This is a genomic window from Comamonas sp. B-9 (assembly GCF_000410635.1).
GTDB lineage: Bacteria > Pseudomonadota > Gammaproteobacteria > Burkholderiales > Burkholderiaceae_C > Comamonas.
Map to the genome: position 1 here is coordinate 1 of NZ_APCR01000288.1, position 25,525 is coordinate 25,525.

27 protein-coding genes and 2 tRNA genes are annotated in these 25,525 nt (G+C 63.8%); 9 read left to right on the forward strand and 20 right to left on the reverse strand.

Going from position 1 to position 25,525, the window contains the following annotated elements:
* From H928_RS25775 to H928_RS0102120, 6 genes are all read right to left on the reverse strand, one after another.
* A partial coding sequence (locus tag H928_RS25775) for an amidase family protein (protein ID WP_043338317.1) occupies positions 1-270 on the reverse strand: 270 nt, incomplete at its 3' end.
* A 107-nt stretch (positions 271-377) separates the two neighbouring features.
* Complete coding sequence (locus H928_RS0102100) at positions 378-1,868, reverse strand: ABC transporter substrate-binding protein (RefSeq protein ID WP_021025008.1); 1,491 nt, start codon at positions 1,866-1,868, stop codon at positions 378-380.
* A 95-nt stretch (positions 1,869-1,963) separates the two neighbouring features.
* Entirely contained in the window at positions 1,964-2,815 is an 852-nt protein-coding gene (locus H928_RS0102105) for an ATP-binding cassette domain-containing protein (RefSeq protein WP_021025009.1), read from the reverse strand.
* Positions 2,812-3,837, reverse strand: coding sequence for an ABC transporter ATP-binding protein (locus H928_RS0102110; protein WP_021025010.1), 1,026 nt, complete (start codon positions 3,835-3,837; stop codon positions 2,812-2,814). Before H928_RS0102110 ends, H928_RS0102105 begins: the two co-directional genes overlap by 4 nt.
* Before the next feature lie 278 nt (positions 3,838-4,115).
* Positions 4,116-5,027, reverse strand: coding sequence for an ABC transporter permease (locus H928_RS0102115; RefSeq protein ID WP_021025011.1), 912 nt, complete (start codon positions 5,025-5,027; stop codon positions 4,116-4,118).
* Positions 5,028-5,034: 7 nt separating this feature from the next.
* Positions 5,035-5,997, reverse strand: coding sequence for an ABC transporter permease (locus H928_RS0102120; protein WP_021025012.1), 963 nt, complete (start codon positions 5,995-5,997; stop codon positions 5,035-5,037).
* A 200-nt stretch (positions 5,998-6,197) separates the two neighbouring features.
* Between H928_RS0102120 and H928_RS0102125 the strand changes: the two genes are divergently transcribed.
* On the forward strand, positions 6,198-6,455 hold the full coding sequence (locus H928_RS0102125) for a YfhL family 4Fe-4S dicluster ferredoxin (RefSeq protein WP_021025013.1): 258 nt from the start codon (positions 6,198-6,200) through the stop codon (positions 6,453-6,455).
* A 43-nt stretch (positions 6,456-6,498) separates the two neighbouring features.
* Here the strand turns inward: H928_RS0102125 and pth are convergent, their stop codons facing one another.
* The 7 genes from pth to H928_RS0102160 all read right to left on the reverse strand — a co-directional run bounded on the left by pth (position 6,499) and on the right by H928_RS0102160 (position 12,230).
* Positions 6,499-7,107: an aminoacyl-tRNA hydrolase gene (pth, locus tag H928_RS0102130; RefSeq protein ID WP_021025014.1), complete on the reverse strand. Its 609-nt coding sequence runs from the start codon at positions 7,105-7,107 to the stop codon at positions 6,499-6,501.
* A 105-nt stretch (positions 7,108-7,212) separates the two neighbouring features.
* The gene (locus H928_RS0102135) at positions 7,213-7,803 is read right to left on the reverse strand and encodes a 50S ribosomal protein L25/general stress protein Ctc (protein ID WP_021025015.1); all 591 of its coding nucleotides are present in this window, start codon (positions 7,801-7,803) and stop codon (positions 7,213-7,215) included.
* Between the two features lie 129 nt (positions 7,804-7,932).
* The gene (locus H928_RS0102140) at positions 7,933-8,898 is read right to left on the reverse strand and encodes a ribose-phosphate pyrophosphokinase (protein WP_021025016.1); all 966 of its coding nucleotides are present in this window, start codon (positions 8,896-8,898) and stop codon (positions 7,933-7,935) included.
* A 56-nt stretch (positions 8,899-8,954) separates the two neighbouring features.
* Positions 8,955-9,031 (reverse strand) — tRNA-Gln (locus H928_RS0102145).
* 40 nt (positions 9,032-9,071) lie between these two features.
* On the reverse strand, positions 9,072-9,929 hold the full coding sequence (gene ispE / locus H928_RS0102150; protein WP_021025017.1) for a 4-(cytidine 5'-diphospho)-2-C-methyl-D-erythritol kinase: 858 nt from the start codon (positions 9,927-9,929) through the stop codon (positions 9,072-9,074).
* A gap of 22 nt (positions 9,930-9,951) precedes the next feature.
* Complete coding sequence (locus tag H928_RS0102155; RefSeq protein ID WP_021025018.1) at positions 9,952-10,458, reverse strand: outer membrane lipoprotein LolB; 507 nt, start codon at positions 10,456-10,458, stop codon at positions 9,952-9,954.
* Positions 10,455-12,230: a tetratricopeptide repeat protein gene (locus tag H928_RS0102160; protein ID WP_021025019.1), complete on the reverse strand. Its 1,776-nt coding sequence runs from the start codon at positions 12,228-12,230 to the stop codon at positions 10,455-10,457. Before H928_RS0102160 ends, H928_RS0102155 begins: the two co-directional genes overlap by 4 nt.
* A gap of 45 nt (positions 12,231-12,275) precedes the next feature.
* On the opposite strand from H928_RS0102160, the gene mutM reads away from it, so the two are divergent.
* The 3 genes from mutM (at position 12,276) to H928_RS0102175 (ending at position 14,540) form a co-directional block, all read left to right on the forward strand.
* On the forward strand, positions 12,276-13,088 hold the full coding sequence (gene mutM / locus H928_RS0102165) for a bifunctional DNA-formamidopyrimidine glycosylase/DNA-(apurinic or apyrimidinic site) lyase (protein ID WP_021025020.1): 813 nt from the start codon (positions 12,276-12,278) through the stop codon (positions 13,086-13,088).
* A gap of 67 nt (positions 13,089-13,155) precedes the next feature.
* On the forward strand, positions 13,156-14,196 hold the full coding sequence (gene mutY, locus H928_RS0102170; protein ID WP_027010440.1) for an A/G-specific adenine glycosylase: 1,041 nt from the start codon (positions 13,156-13,158) through the stop codon (positions 14,194-14,196).
* A gap of 107 nt (positions 14,197-14,303) precedes the next feature.
* Positions 14,304-14,540: a DUF2789 domain-containing protein gene (locus H928_RS0102175; RefSeq protein ID WP_021025022.1), complete on the forward strand. Its 237-nt coding sequence runs from the start codon at positions 14,304-14,306 to the stop codon at positions 14,538-14,540.
* Positions 14,541-14,552: 12 nt separating this feature from the next.
* Here H928_RS0102175 and rapZ read toward each other — a convergent pair whose 3' ends face one another.
* From rapZ to H928_RS0102190, 3 genes are read right to left on the reverse strand one after another with little or no spacing between them, the layout of a single operon-like run.
* Positions 14,553-15,446, reverse strand: a complete 894-nt coding sequence (gene rapZ, locus H928_RS0102180) for an RNase adapter RapZ (RefSeq protein ID WP_021025023.1) — start codon at positions 15,444-15,446, stop codon at positions 14,553-14,555.
* A complete protein-coding gene (gene recN, locus H928_RS0102185; RefSeq protein WP_021025024.1) occupies positions 15,436-17,094 on the reverse strand; it encodes a DNA repair protein RecN in 1,659 nt (552 codons plus the stop codon). Before recN ends, rapZ begins: the two co-directional genes overlap by 11 nt.
* Positions 17,091-17,993, reverse strand: coding sequence for an NAD kinase (locus H928_RS0102190; protein ID WP_021025025.1), 903 nt, complete (start codon positions 17,991-17,993; stop codon positions 17,091-17,093). Before H928_RS0102190 ends, recN begins: the two co-directional genes overlap by 4 nt.
* Positions 17,994-18,293: 300 nt before the next feature.
* Between H928_RS0102190 and hrcA the strand changes: the two genes are divergently transcribed.
* Both hrcA and H928_RS0102200 read left to right on the forward strand, forming a co-directional pair.
* On the forward strand, positions 18,294-19,295 hold the full coding sequence (hrcA, locus tag H928_RS0102195) for a heat-inducible transcriptional repressor HrcA (RefSeq protein ID WP_021025026.1): 1,002 nt from the start codon (positions 18,294-18,296) through the stop codon (positions 19,293-19,295).
* 52 nt (positions 19,296-19,347) lie between these two features.
* Positions 19,348-19,424 (forward strand) — tRNA-Ile (locus tag H928_RS0102200).
* A gap of 120 nt (positions 19,425-19,544) precedes the next feature.
* On the opposite strand, the gene H928_RS0102205 is transcribed toward H928_RS0102200, so the two are convergent.
* Together H928_RS0102205 and H928_RS25780 are read right to left on the reverse strand one after the other, a co-directional pair.
* Complete coding sequence (locus H928_RS0102205; protein ID WP_239644872.1) at positions 19,545-19,877, reverse strand: type II toxin-antitoxin system PemK/MazF family toxin; 333 nt, start codon at positions 19,875-19,877, stop codon at positions 19,545-19,547.
* Positions 19,874-20,173 (reverse strand): antitoxin, encoded by a 300-nt coding sequence (locus H928_RS25780; protein WP_021025028.1) that lies wholly within the window; start codon positions 20,171-20,173, stop codon positions 19,874-19,876. The genes H928_RS0102205 and H928_RS25780 overlap by 4 nt, the downstream gene beginning before the upstream one ends.
* Positions 20,174-20,300: 127 nt before the next feature.
* On the opposite strand from H928_RS25780, the gene H928_RS0102215 reads away from it, so the two are divergent.
* The gene (locus H928_RS0102215; protein ID WP_027010442.1) at positions 20,301-20,783 is read left to right on the forward strand and encodes a GreA/GreB family elongation factor; all 483 of its coding nucleotides are present in this window, start codon (positions 20,301-20,303) and stop codon (positions 20,781-20,783) included.
* On the opposite strand, the gene H928_RS0102220 is transcribed toward H928_RS0102215, so the two are convergent.
* Complete coding sequence (locus H928_RS0102220) at positions 20,780-21,577, reverse strand: hypothetical protein (protein WP_148293010.1); 798 nt, start codon at positions 21,575-21,577, stop codon at positions 20,780-20,782. The genes H928_RS0102215 and H928_RS0102220 overlap by 4 nt on opposite strands.
* A gap of 651 nt (positions 21,578-22,228) precedes the next feature.
* Between H928_RS0102220 and H928_RS0102225 the strand changes: the two genes are divergently transcribed.
* Together H928_RS0102225 and ygiD are read left to right on the forward strand one after the other, a co-directional pair.
* Positions 22,229-23,272, forward strand: a complete 1,044-nt coding sequence (locus tag H928_RS0102225; RefSeq protein ID WP_021025031.1) for an NAD(P)-dependent alcohol dehydrogenase — start codon at positions 22,229-22,231, stop codon at positions 23,270-23,272.
* A 134-nt stretch (positions 23,273-23,406) separates the two neighbouring features.
* Complete coding sequence (gene ygiD, locus H928_RS0102230) at positions 23,407-24,294, forward strand: 4,5-DOPA dioxygenase extradiol (protein ID WP_021025032.1); 888 nt, start codon at positions 23,407-23,409, stop codon at positions 24,292-24,294.
* Here ygiD and H928_RS25785 read toward each other — a convergent pair.
* On the reverse strand, positions 24,295-25,525 hold a 1,231-nt coding region (locus tag H928_RS25785; RefSeq protein ID WP_021025033.1), incomplete at its 5' end, for a PLP-dependent aminotransferase family protein. It lies immediately after the preceding gene.

Consider the following 25,525-nt stretch of genomic DNA (forward strand, 5'->3'; position numbering starts at 1 on the left):
CAGGGGGGCGCCCTGGGGGGCAATGTTTTCCTTGATCGTCACCGGCAGGCCATCGAGCAGGCCGGCAGGCGCGCCCTTGTGCCAGCGCGCCTCGCTGGCCCGTGCCTGGGCCAGTGCCTCTTCCGGCCGGTAGAGGTAGGTGGCGCAGAGGTGCGGCTCCCACTGCGCGACATGGTCGATGACGGATTGCATGACATCGACAGGGGAGAGTTCTTGCTTTTGGTAGGCGGCCAGCAGCGCTGTGGCGGGCCAATCGTGCAACGCGGTCATATCGGGCAGAAGTCGTGTAAAGAGTAGGGGAACAAAATAAAAAACGCCCATCTCGGCAGGCCGTAGATGGGCGGTGTGCTGGTTTGAAGCCTAGCGCAAGACCGGGTTCAAGCCCAGTACATGGATGACAGGTCGTTGATGAAGATCGGCATGTCCTTCCAGAGACCTCGCACGTTCTTGGCGGCAATGGTCACCCACTGCGGCTGGTACAGGAAGACGTTGGCGGCATCTTCGGCCAGCAGGCGCTGCGCCTCGCCCAGCAGGCGCGAGCGGTCAGCAGGACGCGCTTCAAGCTTGATCTGCTCGAACAGCTTGTTGAACTTCTCGGACTTGTAGCCCCAGTAGTAATCGGGCCGGGTGTAGTTCTCCAGGTCGAAAGGCTCGACATGCGAGATCAGCGACAGGTCGTAGTTCTTGTTGGTGTAGGTGCCCGAGAGCCACTGCGCCCATTCCACATTCTGCAGCTTGACCTCGACACCGATCTTGGCCAGTTGCGCGGCAATGATCTCGCCGCCCTGGCGCGCATACGGCGTGGGGGGCAGGGTCATGCTCAGGCTCAGTGGGGTCTTCACGCCGGCCTCGGCCAACAGCTTCTTGGCCTTTTCCACATCAAAGGGATTGATGCCGGTGGTGTCCACATAGCCATAGGCGCCGGGCACATAGTGGCTGCCGATGGGCACGCCCAGGCCTTCGGCCGCGCCGGCGATGACGGCCTTGCGGTCGATGGCCGCGGACAGCGCACGGCGCACACGCACATCGTCGAGCGGCTTGCGGCGTTCATTGATGGCGACGATGGTCTTGGCGCGTGAGCCGGAGATGACCACCTGGTAGCGCGGGTTGGTCTTGAACTGGTCGATGCCACGGGCCGAGACGCGCGGGAAGATGTCCACATCACCGGCCAGCAAGGCGGCGACTTGCGCAGCGGCATCCGAGATGAAGCGGAAGGTGGCGCGGCGGATACGGATGCTGCCAGGGTTGCGGTACTGCGGCCAGGCCTCCAAGGTGATGGACGCGCCCTTGCTCCAGTTGCCCAGCTTGTAGGGGCCGGTGCCGATGGGCTTGGTGGCGTTGCTGTCGGCGCTCTTGGGCTCGACGATGATCGAGGTGGCCTGGCCCAGCACAAACAGCAGGTCCGGGTCGATTTCCTTGTTCAGGATCACCACCGTGTGCTCGTCCACCACCTGGGCCGTCAGGTTGGCGAAGGTGCGCTTGTCCTTGTTGGTGCTCTTCTCGCCGGCTGCGCGGTCAAAGGAGAACTTGACGCTGTTGGCGTTGAAGGGCTCGCCGTTGTGAAAAGTCACCCCCTTGCGCAGCTTGAAGGTGTAGCTCTTGAGATCGGGCGAGACTTCCCAGCTTTCGGCCAGCAGCGGCGAGACACTGCCGTCCGAGTTGATCTTGGTCAGCGTCTCGTACAGGTTGTAGTGCGTGATCTCGGCAATCGACGAGGCGGCGCCAGCGGTGGGGTCGAGCCCTGGCGGCTCCAGGGTCATGCCCAGCACAACGGTGTCTTTCTTGGCCTGTGCCTGGGCGATGCCAGGCAGCCACAGCGGCAGCGGTGCCAGGGTGCCTGCGGCAAGCAGGTGTCTACGGTTCAGCATCCGGGTACTCCTTGGATAGGGTTTTATTCAATTTATGGGGGAAAGCTGCGGAGTGGCAACGCCCTGGCCGGGCGCGCCGAGAAGCTCAAACACGGTTATACAGGACTTGCGCCAATCCCTGCTGGCATGCGGTGTCGGCGTGGCCGCACCTGGGGCACGGCCTGCACCAGTTTTTGCGTGTAGGGATGCTGGGCATGCTGGAACAGCTCGCTGGGCGCGCCGCGCTCGACGATCTCGCCCTGGTAGAGCACCACCACAGCGTCGCAGAGGTGGTTGATGACGGCCAGGTCGTGGCTGATGAGCAGGTAGGTGATGCCGTGCTCGCGCTGCAGGTCCTGCATCAGGTTGAGCACCTGGGCCTGCACCGACACGTCCAAGGCGCTGACCGGCTCGTCGGCAATGATCAGCCGGGGCTTGGTGATCAGCGCACGCGCGATGGCAATGCGCTGGCGCTGGCCGCCGGAGAACTCATGCGGGTACTTGTCCACATCCTGCGCGCGCAGGCCCACCTGCTGCAGCACCTGGCTGGCGCGTTCGCGCTGCTCGGCCCGCGAGGCGGTGTTTTGCGCCTGTAGCGGTTCGCTGACGATGCGCTCGACGGTCTGGCGCGGGTCGAGCGAGCCATAGGGGTCCTGGAACACCATCTGGAAATCCTTGCGCGCGCACTGCAGCGCGGCCGCTTCCATGCGGTGCAGGTCCTGGCCTTCGAGCAGCACCTGGCCGGAGGTGGGCTGGTCGAGCGCCATCACCAGGCGCGCCAAGGTGGACTTGCCCGAGCCCGACTCGCCGACAATGCCCAGGCTCTGGCCGGCATGCAGCTCAAAGCTCACGCCCTTGAGGGCCTGCACCGTGGGGGGCGCGGAAAACAGCTTTTCGCGGGGCAGGGTGTAGGTGCGCACCAGGTCGCGCACCTGCAGCAAGGGGGTGTCGTGGGGGGCTGCCGTCATGCGGGGGTCTCGTCAGGGGTCTCGGTGGCGATGGCGTAGGCCTCGGGGCGCAGGCAGTGCACCTGGTGCGTCTCTTGCGGATGGGTCGATGGCAGCGCCACGCTGGGCGGCCTTTGCACAAAGCAGGGGGCCTGGGTAAAGCTGCAGCGCCCGGCAAAGGTGCAGCCGGCGGGCAGGTCGACCAGCTCGGGCACCGAGCCGGCAATGGTGTGCAGGCGCTGGGGCTGGCCCTGGATGCGCGGCTGCATGCTGGGGCGCGCGGCCAGCAGGCCCCGGGTGTAGGGGTGGGCCATGTGCTCGAACACGGCCTCGGTGCTGCCCGATTCGACGACGGTGCCGCCATACATCACGACCATCTTGTCGACGTTCTGCGAGATCACGCCCAGGTCGTGCGAGATCAGCAGCAAGGCCATCTGGCGCTCCTGCACCAGTCCGTTGATGAGATCCAGGATCTGCTGCTGGATGGTGACGTCCAGCGCCGTCGTGGGTTCGTCGGCGATCAGCAGATCGGGGCCACAGGCCAGTGCCATCGCAATCGTGATGCGCTGGCGCTGCCCGCCCGAGAACTGGTGCGGGTAGGCATCAAAGCGCTGCGCCGGCTGGGCGATGCCGACGCGGTCGAGCAGCGCAATCGCTTCTTCACGGGCCTGGCGCGCGCTCCAGCCCTTGTGCAGGCGCAGCGGTTCGCTGATCTGGCGGCCAATGGTGTGCACCGGGTTGAGTGCCGTCATCGGCTCCTGGAAGATCATCGCAATGCGGTTGCCGCGCACGCTGCGCCACCAGTGGTCGGGCTGCTGCACCAGGCTTTGGCCGTCGAGCTGGGCGCTGCCGTTGACCTGGGCCGATTCGGGCAGCAGGCCCATCAAGGCCATGGCCGTGATGGACTTGCCGCAGCCCGACTCGCCAATCAGGCCCAGGGCCTGGCCGCGCTCGATCTGGAAGCTGACATCGCGCACGGCGCGGGCGGGGCCCCGGTGGGTTTGCAGCACGATTTCCAAGTGCTGTACATCAATCAATGCCATGGACACTCCATAGAACGTGTTTACGATCTCTGCACAGCCGCGTTGGAGTGCAATCGGGATGAGGTCGAAGCGATGGTCCGCAGCTTGCACCGGGGTGCAAGCAAGGGCCAGCGCGCAGAAATCGCCCGATTTCACTCCAACCCGTAGGGACAGTGGCTTTGCGAGCGGTCTGCGTCGTTGCAAATCCTCGCAATAGCGCGGCTATTGCTGCGGTGTTGCGCCTCGCATCCCATCTCGCAAAGACACTGTCGCGGCGTGAGGAGATCGTCAACACGTTCTTAGCGCTTGCGGGCCAGACGCGGGTCAAGCAGGTCGCGCAGACCGTCGCCCAGCAGGTTGAGCCCCAGCACCGATAAGGCAATCGCCACGCCTGGGAAGACGGCCAGCAGCGGCGCTTGGAACATCAAGGTCTGCGCCTCGCTCAGCATGCGGCCCCAGGACGGCTGCGGCGGTTGCGTGCCCAGGCCCAGGTAGGACAGTGCGGCCTCGGCCAGGATCGCAATCGCAAAGCGGATGGTGCTCTGCACGATCAAGGTGGCCGAGATATTGGGCAGCACATGCTGCCAGGTGATGGCCCAGGCGCCCTTGCCGCAGGCGCGGGCGGCGGTGACATATTCGCGCCCCCAGATGGTGTTGGCCGAGCCGCGTGCGATGCGGGCGAACATCGGGATGTTGTAGATGCCGATGGCCACGATGGCATTGATGATGCCCGGGCCGAACACGGCAGTCAGCATGATGGCCGAGAGAATGGCGGGGAAGGCCAGCGAGAAATCGGCCAGGCGCATGATGGCCTCTTCAACCCAGCCGCGTTTGGCAGCGGCCAGCAGGCCCAGCGCCGTGCCGACCACGACGCCGATGCCCACGGCAATGACGCCGACCAAAATGGAAGCACGCGCGCCCAGCAGCAGTTGTGAGGTGACATCGCGCCCATAGGCATCGGTGCCCAGCCAGTGGGCGAGCGATGGCCCTTGCAGCTTGGCCTCCATGTTCATCTCGAAGGCCGAGTGCGGCGTCCAGACATAGGACAGGCCAGCGGCGAGCAAGAGCAGGGCCGTGAGCACCAGGCCAATCATGAAGCTGGGGTTGCGCAGCGCGCGGCGCCACAGCGTGTTGCGGGATGCCGTGTGGCCAGGCGCTGGGCTGGCAGCGGGCGTGGGCAGGATGGGGGCGACGGAGGTAGGCGGTTGCATGGCGTGCTCAGATATCGCTGGCTTTGGTGCGGGGGTCGATCCAGGCATAGAGCAGGTCCACCACGAAATTGACGATCACCACCATGGCGGCGAGCAGCATCACGCAGTTGCGCACCACCATCAGGTCCCGGTTGGCAATGGCCTGAAAGATCAGGCGGCCCATGCCGGGCAGGTAGAACACGTTCTCGACCACGATCGTGCCGGCCATCAGCTCGGCAAACTGCAGGCCCATCACGGTGACGACGGGCACCAGTGCATTGCGCAGCACATGGCCGTAGAGCGCTGCGCGTTGCGACAGGCCCTTGGCCCGGGCGGTGCGCACAAAGTCTTCACGCAGCACTTCGAGCACTGAGGAGCGCGTGATGCGCGCCAGGATGGCCGCCTGCACCACGGCCAGCGACAGCGCCGGCAGCATCAGCGACTTGAGCGCTGCCCAGGGTGAGCCGCCCGAGGCCTCGGTCCAGCCCGGAAAGCCGCCGGCCGAGAACCATTTGAGGTGCACCGAGAACAGCAGGATCAGCAAGATGGCGAACCAGAAATTGGGGATGGCAATGCCCAGCTGCGCCATGCCCATGACGCTGACATCGCCGAGCTTGTTGTGGCGGCTGGCGGCATAGATGCCGGCGGCCAGCGCCACCACGGTGGTGATGGCCATCGCCATCAAGGCCAGCGGCAAGGTGAGTGCCATGCGCTCGGCAATCAGTTCGATGACCGGGGTGCCGTAGCTGTAGCTGTTGCCCAGGTCCAGGTGCACGAGGCCCGAAATCCAGTGCACATAGCGCTCCCAGGCGGGCTGGTTGAGCCCGAGCTGCTCGGCCAGCTCAGCGACTGCTTCGGGCGCGGCATCGGGCCCCATCAGCATCTGGGCGGCGTTGCCCGGCAGGATCTCCAGAACGAGGAAGACGACAATCGAGGTGCCCAACAAGGTGAGCAGCAAGGTGAGTGTGCGCTTGAGAATGAAAAGACCCATGGGTAGCCGTCGTGGTTAGGAAAGGCGCGCAGACCTGCTGGTGCTTGTTGTATTTTTTCGCAGCGGCAAGCATAACGCGAACAATTCCGACACACCATACATGCTTACTCGCAGTGCCACGAGTATGGCTAAGGAGGTCGCGGGATAATGTCGCTCATGTCACACTTCTTCCCCCGTGCTGGAATCTTGGAGACGCATCCATGGCCTTGATGATTACCGATGAGTGCATCAACTGCGATGTGTGTGAGCCCGAGTGCCCCAACGATGCCATCTCGATGGGGGAGGACTACTACGAGATCGATCCGCACCGCTGCACCGAATGCGTGGGCCACTTCGATGAGCCCCAGTGCGTGCAGATTTGCCCGGTCGCCTGCATTCCGGTGCATCCCGATTTTCAGGAAGACAAGCCCACCTTGATGCAGCGCTATGTGCGCCTGCAGGCCGACAAGGGCCTGTGACTGCGGAGTGATCGGGTGGTGATGGGCGTGTAGCCCGGTGCGCTCAGAGGGCCTCTGGGCGTGGCGGCTTGGGCCGCTGGGGCTTGGTGGTGTGGATCTTGAGCGTGGCCTTTTCCATGTCGCCGGCCAGCAGCTCGGGCGATGCCTGCAGCGCATGGATGATGCTGTCCTCGATCAGCTTGCGCTGGTCGGGCGCGGGCTTGCGCAGCACCCAGTTGGGCACCTCCTGCTTGTCCCCGGGGTGGCCGATGCCGATGCGCAGGCGCCAGTAATCGGACGATCCCAGCTGCGCATGGATATCGCGCAGGCCATTGTGGCCGCCGTGACCTCCGCCGCGCTTGAGCTTGACCTGGCCGGGCGGCAGATCGAGCTCATCGTGCACCACCAAAATCTCTTCGGGCTTGATCTTGAAAAAGCGTGCGAGGGCGCCGACCGACTTGCCCGACAGGTTCATGAAGGTCTGGGGCTCCAGCAGCCAGACCGATTCGCCCTGGATGGAGGTGCGTGCGACCAGACCGTAGTAATTGCGGTCTGGCACCAGCTGCAGGCGCAAGTCCCGGGCCAGCGCATCAATCCACCAGAATCCGGCGTTGTGGCGCGTGCCTTCGTATTCAGGGCCGGGGTTGCCGAGGCCAACAAACAGCTTGATCATGGGCGGATGGAATGGGGTGGTGGGAAGAATGAAAAAAGGCTGCATTGACCAGCAATGCAGCCTCTGGCTTGCAGACGCCAGGGGCGTCAGCAGCTTGCAGTGCGATTAAGCAGCAGGCGCTTCGCCTTCTGCAGGTTCAGCAGCGGCAGGAGCGGCCACGGACACCAGCGCAGGGTTGGTTTGTGCAGCCAGCTTCACGCCCTTAGGCAGAGCGATGTCCTTCAGGTGGATGGTCGAGCCCTTTTCCAGCTTGCTCAGGTCCACCGCGATGAATTCGGGCAGGTCCTTGGGCATGCAGATCACTTGGATTTCGGTCACAACCGGGGTCACCAGGTACTTGTCGATCTTCACTGCTGGGGATTCTTCAGCACCGCTGAAGTGCACTGGCACCTTCATGGTCAGCGCGGTGTTGGCATCGACGCGTTGGAAGTCGATGTGCAGCACCAGCTGCTTGTAGGGGTGGTATTGCACGTCGCGCAACAGCACTTGGCTCTTGGCGCCGTCCAGGTCCAGTTCCAGCACGGATGCGTGGAAGGCTTCCTTCTTGAGGGCATACCACAGGCTGTTGTGGTCCACTTCGATCAACTGAGGCTCAGCAGCAGCACCGTAGATGATGCCAGGCGTACGGCCAGAATTACGCAGGCGGCGGCTCGCACCCGTACCTTGCTTAGCGCGCGCAAAAGCGACAACGTTCATTTTATTACTCCAATGTGGGATGAACCGCGACCAGTTCACCCGGTTAAAAAGGCCGCTACAAATTGCAGCGGCCAGCGAAAACTATCTATTTTAGCAGAAAGCAGAAAAAGGGCCTTGCGGGCCCTTTGATCAGTCGGCTTCCTGGAACAGGCTCATCACCGATTCGCCGGTGGCGATGCGGTGGATGGTCTCACCGATCAGCGGTGCCACCGACAACTGGCGGATCTTGCTGCAGTTGCGTGCTTCGGCTGACAGCGGGATGGTGTTGGTCACCACGACTTCGTCCAGCGCCGCGCCGTTGCCGATACGCTCGATGGCCGGGCCCGAGAAAATGGGGTGCGTGCAATAGGCGTAGACCTTCTTGGCGCCACGTTCCTTCAGCACTTCCGCCGCCTTCACCAAGGTGCCTGCGGTGTCGATCATGTCGTCCATGATCACGCAGTTGCGGCCGTCGATGTCACCGATCACATGCATGACTTCGGAGACATTGGCCTTGGGGCGGCGCTTGTCGATGATGGCCAGATCGCAATGGAGTTGTTTGGCCAGTGCGCGTGCACGCACCACACCGCCAACGTCCGGCGACACAACGATCAGGTCTTCGTAGTTCTTCTGGCGCAGATCACCCAGCAGCACAGGCGATGCATAGATGTTGTCCACCGGAATATCGAAGAAGCCCTGGATCTGGTCGGCGTGCAGGTCCATGGTCAGCACGCGGCTCACGCCAGCGGCTTGCAGCATGTTGGCCACCACCTTGGCCGTGATGGGCACGCGGGTCGAGCGAACACGGCGGTCCTGGCGGGCGTAGCCGAAATAGGGGATCACGGCGCAGATATGCTCAGCCGATGCACGCTTCAGGGCGTCGACCATCACCAACAGTTCCATCAGATGGTCGTTGGTGGGCGCGCAGGTAGGTTGCACCACGAACACATCGCGGGTACGGACGTTTTGCTTGATCTCGACGGTGACTTCACCGTCAGAGAAACGGCCTACGTCGGCGTTACCCAAAGAGGTATGGAGGTGTTGTGCAATTTCAGAGGCAAGTTCGCGGTTGGCGTTGCCAGTGAAAACCATGAAGTCTGGATGATGGTCTTGCATAGCGTCCCAGTGGGTATGGGTTAGCTGTGTGCGTTGCTTGTACGCGGTAAGAAATATGGCAGGGGAAGAAGGATTCGAACCTTCGCATGCCGGAATCAAAATCCGGTGCCTTAACCAGCTTGGCGACTCCCCTACAAGAATTGGTGCTAAGCATCACCAATCCTTTGAAACTTTCAGTCTTGGGTCCAGCCTCTGAGAGGATGTTCCATCAGACTTGTGCAATCTTTCACTGTCCAGTCTTGTGAAAAACTACTCTGGCAGCTATTAGCTTGCATTTTCTTCACTGCGAAAACTGCGCTACCTGAGCCCGTCATTCTAGCATGTAATCCTTGTGATTTCAAAAAGTCAGAAACTTTTTTTATCGAAGGGCACAGGCTTTCTGCGACCGGCTGCAAGTCGTTTCGACCGAAGTCAAAATTCTCTGCAGCGAAGCTCGTCATTGTAGCAGCTTCTGAATCGCGTTTTAGGTTCGGACTTGAAAAAATAAGTTTCGTATCCAGACCCTCTTGCGGCTTCACAACTACCAGCGCGGTGTCTGCTAGTTGCTGCTCGTTTTCGAGTGGACGTATTATGTCACCGATTCCTTCGACCCAAGCCGATTTTCCAAAAATAAAAAACGGAACATCGGCGCCCAGCGTCAAGCCGATGCGCTGCAGTTCGCTGCGCGAGAGCTTCAAATCCCAGAGCTGGTTCAGGGCCAGCAAGGTGCTGGCCGCATCGGAGGAACCGCCGCCCATGCCCGCCTGGGCCGGCAGGTTTTTGTGCACGCCGATGTGCACGCCCTGGCTGCAGCCGGTGGCCTGCTGCAAGGCCCGCGCTGCGCGGGTGATCAGGTCATCGGCGGGCAGCGGGGTGTTCAGGTCTTCGCGGCTGATCTGGCCGCCGCTGCGCAGCTCAAAGTGCAGCATGTCGGCCCAGTCGATCAGCATGAAGACCGACTGCAGCAGGTGGTAGCCATCGGCGCGCCTGCCGGTGATGTGCAGGAAGAGGTTGAGCTTGGCAGGCGCAGGAACGTCGTACAGCGTACGCATGGATCAGGGTCTCACAAAAAAATCATGGCGCATCGAGCACGATGCGCAGGCTGGCTTCAGGCAGGGGGTCAAGGCGGCGGGCCAGAATCTTGCCTTCGCTGCGCGCCTCCAGATCGGCCTGCCAGCCCGCGGCCACCGTGGGCTGGCCCTGCAGCCAGTCAAACAGCGCGGCAATCGGCAAGCTGGTGCCCAGCAAGGTCTGCGTCAACCCATCGAGCGAGCTGGCCTGGCGGGTTTGCGTGCCCTGCTGCGCGCTCGCCTGGCCGGGCGACCATTGCACGCGCGCCACGATATTGCCCAGCGGGTTGAGCAGCACCAGCTCGCCCGAGTCGGGGCTGCCCGACAGCTCAAAGCTGCCGCTGGTGGTTTGAGGGGGGCTGTCCAGCACCTGCACCGACATGCGGCCCGACCAGTAGGTCTTGCCGGGTGCGGCCTCCAGCTGGCGCGCTGCCGTGCTGCAGGCCGAGAGGAGGGGGAGCAAGCCGGTGCCGATGGCAGCCAGGCAGAGCTGCCTGCGCTGCAGCATCATGGCTTGATTCCCAGGCGCTCGAAGGTCTTCTTGACCATGTCGTTGTTGGGCGCGTTCTTCAGAACCGTGCGCAGCAGCTCTTCGGCAGGCCGTGTCTTGCCCTGTTTCCACCAGACTTCGGCCAGGTGGGCGCCAATCTCGGCATCGGGCTGCTTGGTGTAGGCCTGCTCCAGCAGCTCGGCGGCGCGCTCGAGGTTGCCCAGCTTGAACTCGACCCAGCCGAGGCTGTCGGTGATGAAGGGGTCACCGGGCGACATGCTCAGCGCCTTTTCGATCAGGCTCTTGGCCTCGTCGAGCTTGAGGCCGCGATCGGCCAGCGAGTAGCCCAGCGCGTTATAGGCATGGTGAAAATCGGGCTGCAGCTCGATCAGCCGGCGCAACTGGGTCTCGGCCAGCTCCATGTTGTTCATGCGTTCGGCCAGCATGGCCTGCTCGTACAGCGCATCGGGGTCTTGCGGCTGCAGCGCGACCAGGCGGCCTTGCAGCTCCAGCGCCTTGGCATAGTTCTTGGCGGTCTTTTGCAGCTGCACCTGCGCGGCCAGCTTGGCGCGTGCCTCGCCGGCATTACCCTCAGGCAGTTGCTCCAACAAAACCGCAGCAGCATCGTAGTTGCCTTGCTGCATCTGGATGGAGGCCTTGCGCAAGGTGGCCAGCGCGGTGTTGCCAGCCTTGGCGATCTCATCGGCCCAGCGGTCGGCCTCGGCCCATTTCTGCTGGGCCTCGGCCATCTGCTCGCGCAGCATCAGGCTTTGGATGCGCACTTCGCGCTGCAGCACGGCCGAGGGGAATTTGTCGATCAGGGTGTCGAGCTTGAGCAGCGAGACATCGGCCTCGGTGTACTGCTTGAGCTGGGCCTCCAGCGCGGCCTTCAGCATCCAGGCGTCGGCAGATTCGGGGCTCAGGCGCGTGGCATTGTCCAGCTGGGCCTTGGCCTCGGTAAAGCGCTCGGCGTTCATCAGGCTGCGCGCATAGGCCAGGTGGGCTTCACCGCTCTTGGACTTGTCCAAAAAGTCCACCACCAGCGCCTCAGCCCCCGGCACGCCGGCGTTGACCAGGTCCGCAGCCAGCTTGGCCGCACTTTCGTTGTCCGGGTTGAGCTGCAGCGACCGGCGGGCGGATGCGAGGGCCTCGGTCTTCTGGTCGGCGGCCAGCTCCATGCGGCCAATGGCGGCCCAGGATTCGGGGCCGGTAGCGGGGTTTTCCAGCTCGGGGGTCAGCGCCTCGCGCACAATGCGGGCCGCCAGCGCCTGGTCGCTCAGGCGCCGGTAGATGCTGGGGATGGCGCGGATCCAGTCGAGCTTTTCATCGGGCTTGGCCAGCGCGATCTCTTGCTTGAGCAGAGGGCCGGTTTCCTCGCCATGGTTGGTCGAGAGCATCACCTGCAGCATGTAGCGGCTGGCTGCGCGCGATTGCGGAAAGGCGCTTTTCCAGGCCTGGGCCACCTCGGTGGCACGGCTGGCAGAGCGCGACAGCAGCGCCAGCTGCGCGCTGCGCTGGTAGACCTTTTCGTCACCCGAGCGGCGGGCGGCATCGAGCAGCAACTCCACGCTGGTGGCCGCATCACCGCGGTAGGCATACATTTCGCCCAAAAGCAGCTCGTAAAAAAGCTCCGCATCCAGCTCGACTCTGGCATCATCGGCGCGCTCGGCCGCCGCCAAGGCCAGTTGCCGCTGGGCAGCGCCATGCTGCGGTGCTTGGGCAGGCGCTGCAAACGCGGGTGCCATCAGGCCGGAGGCCAGAAAATAAGCCAGTAAACGAAGTTTTTGCGTCATCGGCCCATAATAAACGATGCCCAAGGGCCTTGCAGAAGGAAGAAAGTGCCAGAGTTACCAGAAGTGGAAGTCACGCGGCGGGGATTGGTTGCGCCGCTGAAAGGCGCGCGTATCGCCTCCGTGCGCATGGGCAAGCCTTTGCGCTGGCCGCTGGGCATCGACACCGCCGCGCTGGCCGGACGCACCATCACCGAGGTGCAGCGCCGGGGCAAGTACATCGTGCTCGTGCTGGACCAGGGTGTGGTGCTGATCCACCTGGGCATGTCCGGCAGCCTGCAGGTCAGTCCCAGGGATGCGCCCGCCGGCCCGCATGACCATTTCGACCTGTTCACCGACCAGCACCTGCTGCGCCTGCATGACCCGCGCCGTTTTGGTGCGGTGGTCTGGTCCGCCGATGCCGACTCCGGCATGGCCGCCAAGCTGTTGGCCAACCTGGGCGTGGAGCCCCTGGGTGCCGGCTTCAGCGTGGAGCACCTCTGGGCCGGGCTGCAAAAGTCGCGCACGCCGATCAAGCAGCTGCTGCTGGGCGGCCAGGTGGTCGTGGGCGTGGGCAATATCTACGCCAGCGAGGTGCTGTTCCTGGCCGGCATCGCACCCACCAAACCGGCCAACCAGACGACGCGGCCCCAGGCGAAACGCCTGCATGCAGCGATTGTGGAGGTGCTGACCCGCTCGATTGCGCTGGGCGGCAGCACCTTGCGCGATTTTGTCCAGGTCAATGGCTATGCCGGTGCCTTCCAGGCGCAGGCCAGCGTCTATGGCCGGGCCGGAGAGCCCTGCCCGCAATGCGGCCAGCCGGTGCAGCTCATCAAGCAAGGGCAGCGCAGCACCTATTACTGCAAGCGCTGCCAGAAATAAACGCGGGCCTGGCAGGCCGCCCCAGAGCGGCCAGGCCCACCGATAACTACTCCCCCCGAGAACAGCGATTGTGAGTCGATTTTCCGAACAGATCGTGGCCTGGCAGACAGTCCACGGAAGACACCATCTGCCGTGGCAGAACACCCAGGATGCCTACCGCGTCTGGCTGTCCGAGATCATGCTGCAGCAAACCCAGGTCAGCACCGTGCTGGGCTACTACGAGCGCTTTTTGCAGCGCTGCCCCACGGTGGCCGACCTGGCAGCGGCCAGCGATGAAGAGGTGATGGCGCTGTGGAGCGGCCTGGGCTACTACAGCCGCGCGCGCAACCTGCACCGCTGCGCCAAAGAGGTGATGGAGCACTTTGGCGGCGCGTTTCCGCACACGGTCGACGAGCTCTCGTCCTTGCCCGGCATTGGCCGCTCGACCGCCGGCGCGATTGCCTCGTTCTGCTTTGCGCAGCGCGCTGCCATTCTGGACGCCAACGTCAAACGGGTGCTGACCCGCGTGCTGGGCTTTGAGGACGACCTGGCCAGCAGTGCCGCCGAGAAAAAGCTCTGGGCGCTGGCCGAAGACCTGCTGCCCACCACCGACCTGGCGCGCAATATGCCGCGCTACACCCAGGGCATGATGGACATGGGCGCCACCATCTGCACCGCCAAAAAGCCCAGCTGCCTGCTCTGCCCGGTGCACAGCGATTGCGTGGCGCACCGCCAGGGCCAGCCGGAGCGCTATCCCGTCAAGACCAAGAAATTGAAGCGCAGCGCCGCCAGCTGGTGGCTGCTGTGCTGGCAACGGCCCGATGGCGCCATCTGGCTGGAAAAGCGCCCGGCGCCCGGCATCTGGGCCGGCCTGTTCTGCCTGCCGGTCTATGACAGTGAAGAGGCGCTGCTTGCGCAGTCGGCACAGCACGGTGATGCCTCGGAGGCGGTGCATGCCCGGCCTTTTCTGCATGTGCTCACGCACAAGGACCTGCATCTGCACCCGGTGCGGGTACCCGTTGCCAGCGATGGTGTGCCCACGCCCTCGGGCCAGTGGTGCCTGCCTGCGCAATGGCCCGATCTGGGACTGCCCGCGCCGATTCGCAGCCTGCTGCAGCGCGGGTTTTGAGGCGGGCTCGGCTGCCGGCACTGGCGTCCATTACCGGGCTTGTCCTGCAAAGGGCGCCGCTGCCTGGCGCTTAGACTGCAGCCATCCTCTTGTCTTGAAAGTACGCCATGGAGCCCACGGTCCACCCCTTCTCGTCGCTGTTCCAGCAACTGGGCCTGCCCGATGATGATGCCTCGATCCGCCAGTTCATCGAATCGCACCGCCCGCTGCCCGACAAGGTGCTGCTGGCAGATGCGGCATTCTGGTCGCCAGCGCAAGCGCGTTTCCTGCGCGAGAGCATCACCGCCGATGCCGATTGGGCCACGGTAGTTGACCAGCTCAGCGTCGCCTTGCGCGCCGAGTAAGCAGCGCGGGCATCAGCTTTTTTTGGCGCCCAGCTCGCGGTGGCGCTGCAAGGTGGTCCAGCGGCCTTGAAAGTGCTGGGCCAGCGCATTGACCAGGTAGACCGAGCGGTGCTGGCCGCCGGTGCAGCCCACCGACACGGTGGCGTAGCTGCGGTGGTTCTTCACCAGTTCGGGCAGCCAGTTGTCCAGAAAACGGATGATATCGGCCTGCATCTGCAGCACCTTGGGCTGCTGCGCCAGGAAGTTGGCAACCGGTGCTTCCAGCCCGGTGTGGGGGCGCAACTCGGGCTCGTAGTAGGGGTTGGGCAGCATGCGCACATCGAACATGTAGTCGCTGTCGATGGGGATGCCATGCTTGAAACCAAAGGACTGGAACAGCAAGGTCAGGCTCGATTGCGGTGCCTGGATCCACTCCTTGATATAGGCCTGCAGCTGGGAGCCGCGCATATTGCTGGTGTCGATCACATGGGCCTGCTCACGCAGATCGGACAGCAGCGCACGCTCCTCTTCAATCATCTGCACCAGCGCGCGCGGGCCTTCCTGCAGCTTTTCGTTGGTCAGCGGGTGGCGCCTGCGGGTTTCGGAGAAGCGGCGCATCAGCGTGTCGCGCTGCGCATCCATGTAGATCAGCCGTACCTGCGCGCCCGCTTCGCGCAGCCGCTCGAGCTGCTCGGGCACCAGGTACAGGCCCTTGGCGCTGCGCGCATCCATTGCAATGGCCACGCGGCTGCCGTGCTGCCAGTGCTCCAGCGACACCAGGGCCTGCATCAGCTCGGGCGGAAAGTTGTCCACACAGTAGTAGCCCACGTCTTCGAGCGCATGCAGTGCCACGGACTTGCCCGAGCCGGCCATGCCGGTGATGACCACCACTTCCAGCGGCTGCGGGGCAGATGTCTTATCGGTCATTCATTCCTCCGGCAATCATCTCTTGGGCATGCGCCCGGCTGGTGGCCGAGAGGTTTTCGCCGCCCAGCATGCGGGCAATTTCGTTGACCCGTTCGTCATCGGCCACGGTACGGATATGGCTGGTGCTGCCGCCCTTGCTGCGCTGCTTGGCCACCAGCAGGTGGTGGTCGCCGCGCGCAGCCACCTGAGCCAGGTGGGTAACGGCCAGCACCTGGCGGTCACGGCCCAGCGCCCGCATCACACGGCCCACCGCATCGGCCACCGCACCACCAATGCCCGAATCGATCTCGTCAAAGATCAGGGTGGGCGCCTGGCCGAGCTGGCTGGTCGATATTGCAATGGCCAGCGAGATGCGCGAGAGCTCGCCGCCCGAGGCCACCTTGGCAATCGGCTTGGGATCGGTGCCGGGGTGGCCAGCGACCAGCAGTTCCACATCGTCGATGCCATCGCTGCGCGGCTCGCGTGCGGGGCTCACCTGGGCGACAAAACGCCCGCCGGCCATGCCCAGGTCCTGCATCGCAGCGGTGATCGCCTTGGACAGGCGCTTGGCCGCTTGCTGGCGCGCCTGGCTCAGCGTAGCGGCCACTTTTTGGTAGGCTTCCTGCGCCTGCTGGGCGTTCTTGCTGAGTTGCACCATGTCGGAGGAGGCTTCGAGCGCCAGCAGCTCGGCATGCCAGCCCTGCAGCAGCGCGGGCAGGTCTTCGGGCGCACGCTTGTAGCGCCGCGCCAGTGATATCCAGCTGCCCAGGCGCTGGTCCAGCTGTTCGAGCTTGTCCGGGTCCAGCTCGGCATGGCGCAGGTAGCCGTTGAGCGAGCGCATCACATCCTCGAGCTGGGCCAGGCACGACTCCAGCGACTCGGCCATCGCCGAAAAGCCCGGCTCCACATGGGCCTGGTCCTGCAGCGCATGCAGGCTGCGGTTGACCTGGGTGAGCGCGCCGCCGTCTTCGCCTTCCAGGCTGGCCATCGCGTTGTTGGCCGCATCCATCAAGGCCTGGGCATTGGACAGGCGCCCATGCTGGGTGTTGAGCTCTTCCCATTCCTGCGGGCCGGGTGCGAGCTTGTCGATTTCGGCGATCTGCCAGAGCAGGCGTTCGCGCTCGCGCTGGTGGGTTTCTTCCATGCTGCGCGCTTGCTGCAAGGCCTTGTCGGCACTGCGCCACAGCGCATAGGCGCGCTGCGTGGGGGTGCTGTCGGCACCGGCATAGGCGTCGAGCAGCTGGCGCACCGATTCGGGCTGGGTCAGCCCCTGCCAGGCATGCTGGCCATGGATATCGACCAGCGCGCCGGCAATGCTGCGCAGCTGCGTGGCAGTGGCGGGCACGCCATTGATCCAGAACTTGCTCTTGCCCTGCGCATCGATCACGCGGCGCAGCAGCAAGGTTTCCTCACCCGGCATGTCGTTGTCGGCCAGAAAGCCTTCGAGCGTGGCGGGCGTATCGAACTCGGCCATCAGCTCGGCGCGGCTCGCGCCCTGGCGCACAAAGCCGGTGTCGGCGCGGTGGCCGAGCACCAACTGCAAGGCATCGATCAGGATCGATTTGCCGGCACCCGTCTCGCCCGTCAGCGCCGTGAAGCCGGGTTGGAAATCCACTTCCAGTTGCTCGACGATGACGAAATCACGCAAGCCAATGCGTCTGAGGCTCATGGCGTGATGCCTCCTTCGTTCCAGCCCAGCTTTTTGCGCAGGGTGGCGTAGTAGTTCCAGCCCCGGGGGTGCAGAAAGCGCGCCTTGTGCGGCGCGCTGCGCACCAAAATCTTGTCACCGCGCAGGATGGAGGCGAGCGACTGCATGTCGAAATTGGCGGCCACATCGCGCCCGCCAATCACCTCGATCGAAATCTCTTGGGTATCCGGAATCACGCTGGGCCGGTTGGACAGCATATGCGGCGCAATCGGCGCCATCACCCAGCAGGGCACCGTCGGGTGCACGATGGGGCCGCCGACCGACAGCGCATAGGCGGTCGAGCCGGTCGGGGTGGCAATGATCAAGCCGTCCGCGCGCTGGTTGGCCACCAGCTGACCATCGACCTCGACCCGCAGCTCGACCATGCCCGAGGTTCCGCCCCGGTTCACCACCACATCGTTGAAGGCCAGCGCCTCGAAGACGCATTGGCCTTCGCGCATCACGCGGGCATGGATCATCGAGCGCACTTCTTCTTCGTACTCGCCAGCCAGAATCGCCGACAGCGGGCCCATGAAGGTCTGCAGCGGCACATCGGTCACAAAGCCCAGGCGGCCCTGGTTGATGCCGACCAGCGGCGTGTTGTACTGGGCCAGCTCGCGCCCCACGCCCAGCATGGTGCCGTCACCGCCCAGCACAATGACCAGGTCGCAGCGTTCACCGATCTGCTGCATGCTGAGCGTCGGGTAGTGTTCCATGCCGGTGAAGGCGGCGGTTTCCTGCTCCAGGAATGCAGTGCCGCCCTGGGCCTCGATATAGCAGGCGATCTGGCTGAAAGCCGCATAGGACTGCTGGCGCACCTCGGCAGTGGGCGGTGCATGGTGTTTGCCGATCAGGGCAATGTGTTGGAAGCGAGACTGCATACGCAAATTACATCACCAAAGTGGCGTAATCTTTTTGAATTTCTTGAGCAGCCCCAGGTGGCGGCTGCCGCCTGCCCTGCAAAGGCGGGCCGCGCCGGTGGCCGGGGCTGGGCCTGGAGCTGCCCTGGCGCCTGCAGGCAGGCACGCGGGGCAGCTACGGCTTCATTGTTGCATGGGCGCCATAAGTCGGGTGCGTGGTAGCCATCTCTGGGGTCCGGCTGCTGGCTGGCGTGCTCCGGGTATCCCTGGTTCTGGCCCGAACGCGCCTGCTGGTGCCAAGGACACGGATAAAATGCGCCCATGCTCGATGACCGCGCCCGGCTGCTGCTCAAAACCTTGGTGGAACGCTATATAGCGGATGGCCACCCAGTGGGCTCCCGCGCGCTCACGCAGGCGCCGGGGCTGGACTTTTCGCCGGCCACGATCCGCAATGTGATGGCCGACCTCGAAGGCCTGGGCCTGATTGCCAGCCCCTACACCTCCGCCGGCCGCATCCCCACGGCCAAGGGCTACCGCCTGTTTGTAGACACCATGCTGACCGTAGACTCGGACCAGGTCGTGTCGGCCGAGATTGCGCCCGAGCAGCCGCAAAAGGTCATCACCAGCGCGGCTGGCGTGCTGTCGGAGCTGTCGCAGTACGTAGGCGTGGTGCAGGCGCCGCGCAAAAGCTCGTCGTTCCGCCATATCGAGTTCTTGCGCCTGTCGGAAAAGCGCATCCTGCTGATCCTGGTCTCACCCGAGGGCGATGTGCAAAACCGGGTGATCTTTACCGAGTCGGACTATTCCCAAAGCCAGCTGATCGAGACGGCCAACTACCTCAACGCCCATTACGCCGGTTTGGCGATGGAGCAGGTGCGCCAGCTTCTGCGCAAGGAAGTGGACAGCCTGCGCGACGAGATTGCCGCACTGATGCTGGCGGCCGTGAATGTGGATGAAGATGCCCAAGAAGCGCCGCATGAGCTGGTGATTGCCGGCGAGCGCAACCTGCTGGCCGTCAGCGATTTCAGCAACGACATGACCAACCTGCGCCGGGCCTTTGACCTGTTCGAGCAAAAGACCCAGATCCTGCACCTGCTGGAGAACTCCAACCGCGCCGAAGGGGTGCAAATCTACATCGGTGGCGAGAGCCAGCTGCTGTCCGTCGAGGAGCTGTCGGTCGTCAGCACCCCCTACCAGGTCAATGGCAAAGTGGTTGGCACCCTGGGCGTCATCGGCCCCAAACGCATGCCCTATGAGAAGATGATCCAGATCGTTGGAATCACCTCCAAGCTCGTATCCAACGCGCTGAGCCATCCGAAATAGACGCTAGAATGCAAAGCTTCACTCGCCAGGGCTTCTGGCAGGTGGTGGTACCGGGGCGTTAGCTCAGTTGGTTAGAGCAGAGGACTCATAATCCTTTGGTCGCGGGTTCAAGTCCCTCACGCCCTACCAGATTCATTGGCTGCACAGCTATCATTTTTGATGCTGTGTGGCTTTTTTATTGGCGGGCATAGGCATGGCATCCGCAGTTGGGGCGAGGTGCAATCCAAGATCACCCGCTTGGCGGCTATGTCAGGAATACATTTCTCGCAGAACCTTGAGACAAGCTTGCGTTACCTGCGTTTTCAGGTCACCTCGCTTATCAACCAGGCGTGACTTGTCTACTGCACGCATTTGGTCCAGGAGGATCAAGCCCTGGCTGCTTTGAAATGTCACAGGCACGCGAAAAGGGGCAGCATGGCTGCCGGTTGTCATCGGCGCTACCGTCACGATACCCAAGGCGAGGTTCATCTCATCGGGTGACAAGACGACACAGGGACGTGTCTTTTGGATTTCTTTGCCTTGTGTGGGATCAAGGTTGATCAGCCAAATCTCGCCGCGCTTGATGGGGTGGCTTGCGCTCACCATTCGACGGGTCCGTTGGCTTGTTGCGGGTTAGAGATGTCTTCATCCCATACAAGATCGGCATCTGCTGAGTTGCCAAACTCTCCCATGACAAGGCGGTCATCCTGCGATTGTGCGACCGCCGCAGCCGCTGCTGCCCAACCGCTGCGCACAGCAGGCTGGGCCTTGATAACGATGGATCCGTCAACGACTTGCACATCGGCAACCTGTGCGGTATCCAGGCCGGCCTGCACCAGCAGCGTTTTTGGCAGCACGACTCCTTTGCTGTTGCCGAATGCGCGAATGGTTAATTGCATAGTGACTCCTAAGTTATAACTATGTTATTACATTGCCAATGCTCGTGCAAGATCCGTGGTGTTGTTAGCCAAGGTAGCAAGGCCGTTCATAATCACCCACAAAATTGTTCGGGAGGTTTCTTCCATGGTGGATAAATCCTTGCTGCAGCAGCTGGTGCTGGAGCGGCTGGCCGATGACCTGCGGCAGGTCGAGCAGGCGGTGAGTGCGGCGCATGAAGCGGCGACCCACGAGGAGAATATTGCCGAGAACAAGTACGACACCTTGGGCCTGGAGGCGGCTTACCTGGCAACGGGCCAGGCGCGTCGCGCTGAGGCCATACGACAGGCGCTGGTCCATTGGCGGATTTTTTGCCCGCAGCCCTATAGCGCCGGCAGGGGCATACAGCTGGGCGCGCTGGTTTGCCTGCTGGATGCGGACGAGAGACAGCAGCAGATCTTTCTCGGCCCTGAAGGGGGCAACATGAAGCTGGTCATCGGCGCTGAGTCCATCCAGGTCATCAGCAGCCAAGCGCCCTTGGGCCAGGCGCTGCTCGGCAAGGCGGAGGGTGATGAGCTGACGCTGGTGGTGGCGCAGGCCAGGCAGCAGTTGGAGGTGCTGTGGGTTCGTTAAGCTGGCTGAACCCTGCGCCGCGTTTGCACCAGCACCATGGCCACCGCCACCAAGCTGGACAGCAGCACCGCCCCCCAGGCTCCCAGTGCGGGGACTGGGGTGGGTGTGCCCGGGTTGGCCGTCGGGCCGGCTGTCACCGCAAAACTTTGCTGCTGCTGCGGGGCGGCGAAATAGGCGCCATTGCCTGCCTGGTTGGCATTGACCACACAGGTGCCCACGCTGAGAAAGCTCACCGTATTGCCCGTGACCGAACAAATCGCAGCCGCTGAGGGATCGATGGAAAAAACCCCCGGCCCGCCCGATTCACCGCCAGTGGCTGCAATGTCGTAGCTGCCTCCCACAGGGGCAGGACTGGGCGGGGTGGAGCTGAAGGTGATGGACTGGGGCGTGGCGCCATCCGAGGAGCCGTTCAGGGTGATGGACTGGGTGCCAAGATTGTCGACTTCAAAACGGAAGGCATCTGTGACGGGGCCCGCAGCAGCCGGCGCAGTGAACGTAAAGCTGATCGTACAGGGCGTGAATTGCGGATAGGGGCCTGCAGCGCAGCTGCTGTCCACGACTGTAAAGGCGGAGTTTGCAGGCGGCGTGACGCTGCTGACATTCAGTATGAATGGCGTGGGGCCTTGGTACTCCACCGTAACGCTCTGCGCTGCCGATACGCTGCCCGCCGCCGTGTTGCTGAAGTTGATGCTGCCTGGCGTGAACAGCAGACCCTGTGCCTGCGCGGCCTGCAAGCCCAGCGCGGCAGCCACAGCGATCAGTGACTTAGTAATCCATGAAATGAATATTCTCATACCAACTCCAGATGATTGGAGTGGATGTTAGCACTCGCCTACTTTTTATGTCATCGGGTATAGCCTGACGGCGTCAGCAGCACCGGGCAACAGGAAAGCGCTGCACAAGGAGGCGCTGGACAGCGCATTAGCTGAGCAATAAACAGGACAGGGGAGAGGATCGCCATGCCGCGAGGGCCTATGCCTGTTTCCGGAACACAGACCTGGCAAGGTCCGCTGGAAGGACTTGGGCGGAGCGCGTCGCAAAGACGGCGAGAGCGCTTCAACGTGAAAAAAATGCCTGGCTACATGGAGAACCGCTGGCTAGCAAAAACGACCACTGGAGTAAAAACCCAGTAGGTCGCCCCACGATGAAACAAGGAACGGCGGCAATCGCTGAACCTTGGGGTCTATGATATTCGCAAATGAGAATTATTCTCATAAAACCATTTGATGAAAAGGGCGATCAGCGTTTGGCGGCAGCGCCAGCGGTTCGCAAGCCGTCGCCCGGCCCCAGCAGATCTGCCATACAAGGGGCGTAAGATGAACCTGCCTTCATGCGGGCATGGCTGCCCATGCCTGTGCATGGCGGCTGCACCCCGTGCATCAGTGGCTGGCGTGGCCTAGCCTGCGCCATGCGCTGACCTCCACGAACGGAATAGGACCTTCATCATGACCGTCAAAGCCTATGGCGCCCACGCGGGTGACCAACCCCTGCAAGCCCTGAACATCGAGCGCCGCACGCCCGGCGCCCAGGACGTGCAGATCCGCATTGCCTATTGCGGCGTCTGCCACTCGGACATCCACCAGGTGCGCTCCGAATGGGCGGGCACGCTCTACCCCTGTGTGCCCGGGCATGAGATTGTCGGCGAGGTGGCGGCAGTTGGCTCCGAGGTGAGCGATTTCAAGCCCGGGGATCTGGTAGGCGTGGGCTGCATTGTGGACAGCTGCCAGCACTGCGTGGACTGCGGCATGGGGCTGGAGAACTACTGCAACCACATGGTGGGCACCTACAACGGGCCCACGGCCGATGCGCCGGGCCATACCTTGGGTGGTTATGCGCAAAGCATCGTCGTGCACCAGCGCTATGTGCTGCGCGTCAGCCACCCACCGGCCCAGCTGGCTGCCGTGGCGCCGCTGCTGTGTGCCGGCATCACCACCTACTCGCCACTGCGCCACTGGCGCGTGGGGCCGGGCCACAAGGTCGGGGTGGTGGGCATTGGCGGCCTGGGCCATATGGGCATCAAGCTGGCGCATGCCATGGGCGCGCATGTGGTGGCCTTTACCACCTCCGAATCCAAACGCGATGCCGCCAAGGCGCTGGGTGCTGCCGAGGTGGTGGTCTCGCGCAATGCCGATGAGATGGCCGCCCATGCCCAGAGCCTGGACTTTATCTTGAACACCGTGGCCGCCCCGCATGACCTGGACCCGTTCTTCAACCTGCTCAAGCGCGATGGCACGATGACCCTGGTCGGTGCGCCTTCTACCCCGCACCCATCGCCCGGTGTGTTTGGACTGATCATGAAGCGGCGCAGCCTGGCCGGATCGCTGATCGGCGGTATCCCCGAGACGCAGGAGATGCTCGATTTCTGCGCCGAGCACGGCATTGTGGCGGACATCGAGCTGATCCAGGCCGAGCACATCAACGAGGCCTATGAGCGCATGCTGCGCGGCGATGTGGCCTACCGCTTTGTGATCGACAACGCCAGCATCTGATGCCTTGAGTGCCTGACGCTCCAAATGCAGTGCATACCCTGGGCAAGCACTGCATTTTTCTTTGGGGGCTGCGGCGGAACTTGTGCCCCTCGGCCGCCTCAGACAGCGGCCCTTTGTTTTTTGCTCCACGCCCCATGTTGTCACGTCGCTCCCTGGTCCTGTCCGGCAGTCTGTCTGCGGTGATGGCCGCTCTTTTGCCGATGGGCCACGCCCTGGCCCGCAGCCCGCAGCCGCCGCGAAAAATGCCGGTGCTGTTCATCGGCCATGGCAGCCCGATGAATGCGATCAGCGCTAACCCCTTTACCCAGCACCTGCAACGCTGGGGTGCCAGCCTGCCCCGGCCCACCGCCATCCTGGTGGTGTCGGCCCATTGGCTCACGCGCGGCAGCACCGGCGTGACGGTCAACGACAAGCCCGCCACCATCCATGATTTCTCCGGCTTTCCGGCCGAGCTGCATGCAATGCAGTACCCGGCCGCAGGCCACCCGGCGCTTGCTGCCAAGGCGGCCGCGCTGGTGCGCAGTGGCCAGGCGCAGCTGACGGACCAGTGGGGGCTGGACCATGGCACCTGGACCGTCTTGCACCACCTCTACCCCCAGGTCGATGTGCCGGTGTTCCAGGTCTCGATCGACTACAACCAGCCTGCCCCTTACCACTATGCAGTGGGCAAGGAACTGGCCGCCTTGCGCGAGCAGGGCGTGCTGGTCATTGGCAGCGGCAATATCGTGCACAACCTGCGCGCCACCGTGCGCGGCGCACCCGAAGGGCTGATGGCCGCCCGCGACTGGGCGCAGCAGTTTGATGAAGCAGCCAAGCAGGCCTTGCTGGCGGGCAACCACGAGGCCCTGGTGGCCTACCAGCAGCTGCATGCCTCGGCCAGGATGGCCGTGCCCACCCCTGACCACTACTGGCCTTTGCTCTACGCCCTGGGCGCTGCCCACGGCAGTGGCCCGGCGCGCCAGGTGTTTGAGGGCTTTCAGTCGGGCACCATCAGCATGCGCTGCCTGCAGTGGGATGCCTGATCAGCGCAGGCTCCTGAGCGCCTGGGCAAGCTGCTGCACGCCCCGCTCAATCTCGGACAGATCCAGCAAGGCATAACCCATCACCACGCCGGCTTCCGCATGCCTGGCCTGCTCCAGGTACAGCGGGCTGATCGGGTAGACGCGCACGCCGCGCTGCGCCGCCGCCTGCACCAGCTGCGCCTCGCAGCTGGCGGGAAGCGCCGGAAACCACACGGCCAGATGCAGGCCGCTGGCAGCGCCCTGGATGCGCACCTGGGTGCCCAAGTGCTTGTCCAAAGCCTGCAGCAAGGCCTGCTGGCGCGCCTGCTGTTTGCGCCGCATGCGCCGCACATGGCGGGCATAGCTGCCGTCGTCGATCAGCTGGGCCAGCGCGCGCTGGGGGCCGGTGGCACTGTGGCGGTCGGTCAGCAGCTTGGCCTGGGCAAACAGGCTGGCGAGCGCCGGGGGCAGCACCATATAGCCCAGGCGCAGCTGGGGCGACAAGGTCTTGGAGAAGGTTCCTACATGGATCACGCAGTCCGCGCTGTCTAGCGACCACAGGCTGGGCTCGGGCCGAACGGTGTAGCGGTAGTCGCTGTCGTAGTCGTCCTCGATCAGCCAGCAGCGCTGCGCACGCGCCCAATCGAGCAGGGCATGGCGGCGGGCAATCGGCAAAAAGCCGCCCAGCGGAAACTGGTGGCCGGGCGTGACATAGGCCAGCTTTGCGGATGCCTCTGCGGTCAGCGCCGCCAGCTGCGAGGTCTGCAGGCCATCGTCATCCACCTCGGCGCAGACCAGCTGCGCACCATAGGCCGCAAACACCTGGTGCGCCATGCGGTAGCCGGGGTTCTCGACGACGACCGGGTCGCCCGGGTTGAGCAGCAGCCGGGCGCAGAGATCAAGCGCATGCTGCGAGCCGTTGACGACCAGGATCTGCTCCGTGCTGCAGCGTATGTCCCGGGTCTGGTGCAGGTGCTTTTGCAGCGCCTGGCGCAGCTCGGGCGCGCCCAAGGCAGACGCATATTCCAGGCGCTGGCTGCGCTGGCCTTCGGCCCGGCGCAAGGCCTTGAGCCAGTGCAGGGTCGGGAAATCGCTGCCCGCCAGCGGCCCGTAGACAAAGTCGATCATCCCGGCCGGATCGGGCGCAGGCGGGCGCAGCGGCATGGCCTGCAGGCGCTGGGCAAAGGCGGACAGGCGATCGCGGTCGGGCAGCTGGCGCTGGGGCTCGGAGGCAGCTGCCGCTTGGCCCTGG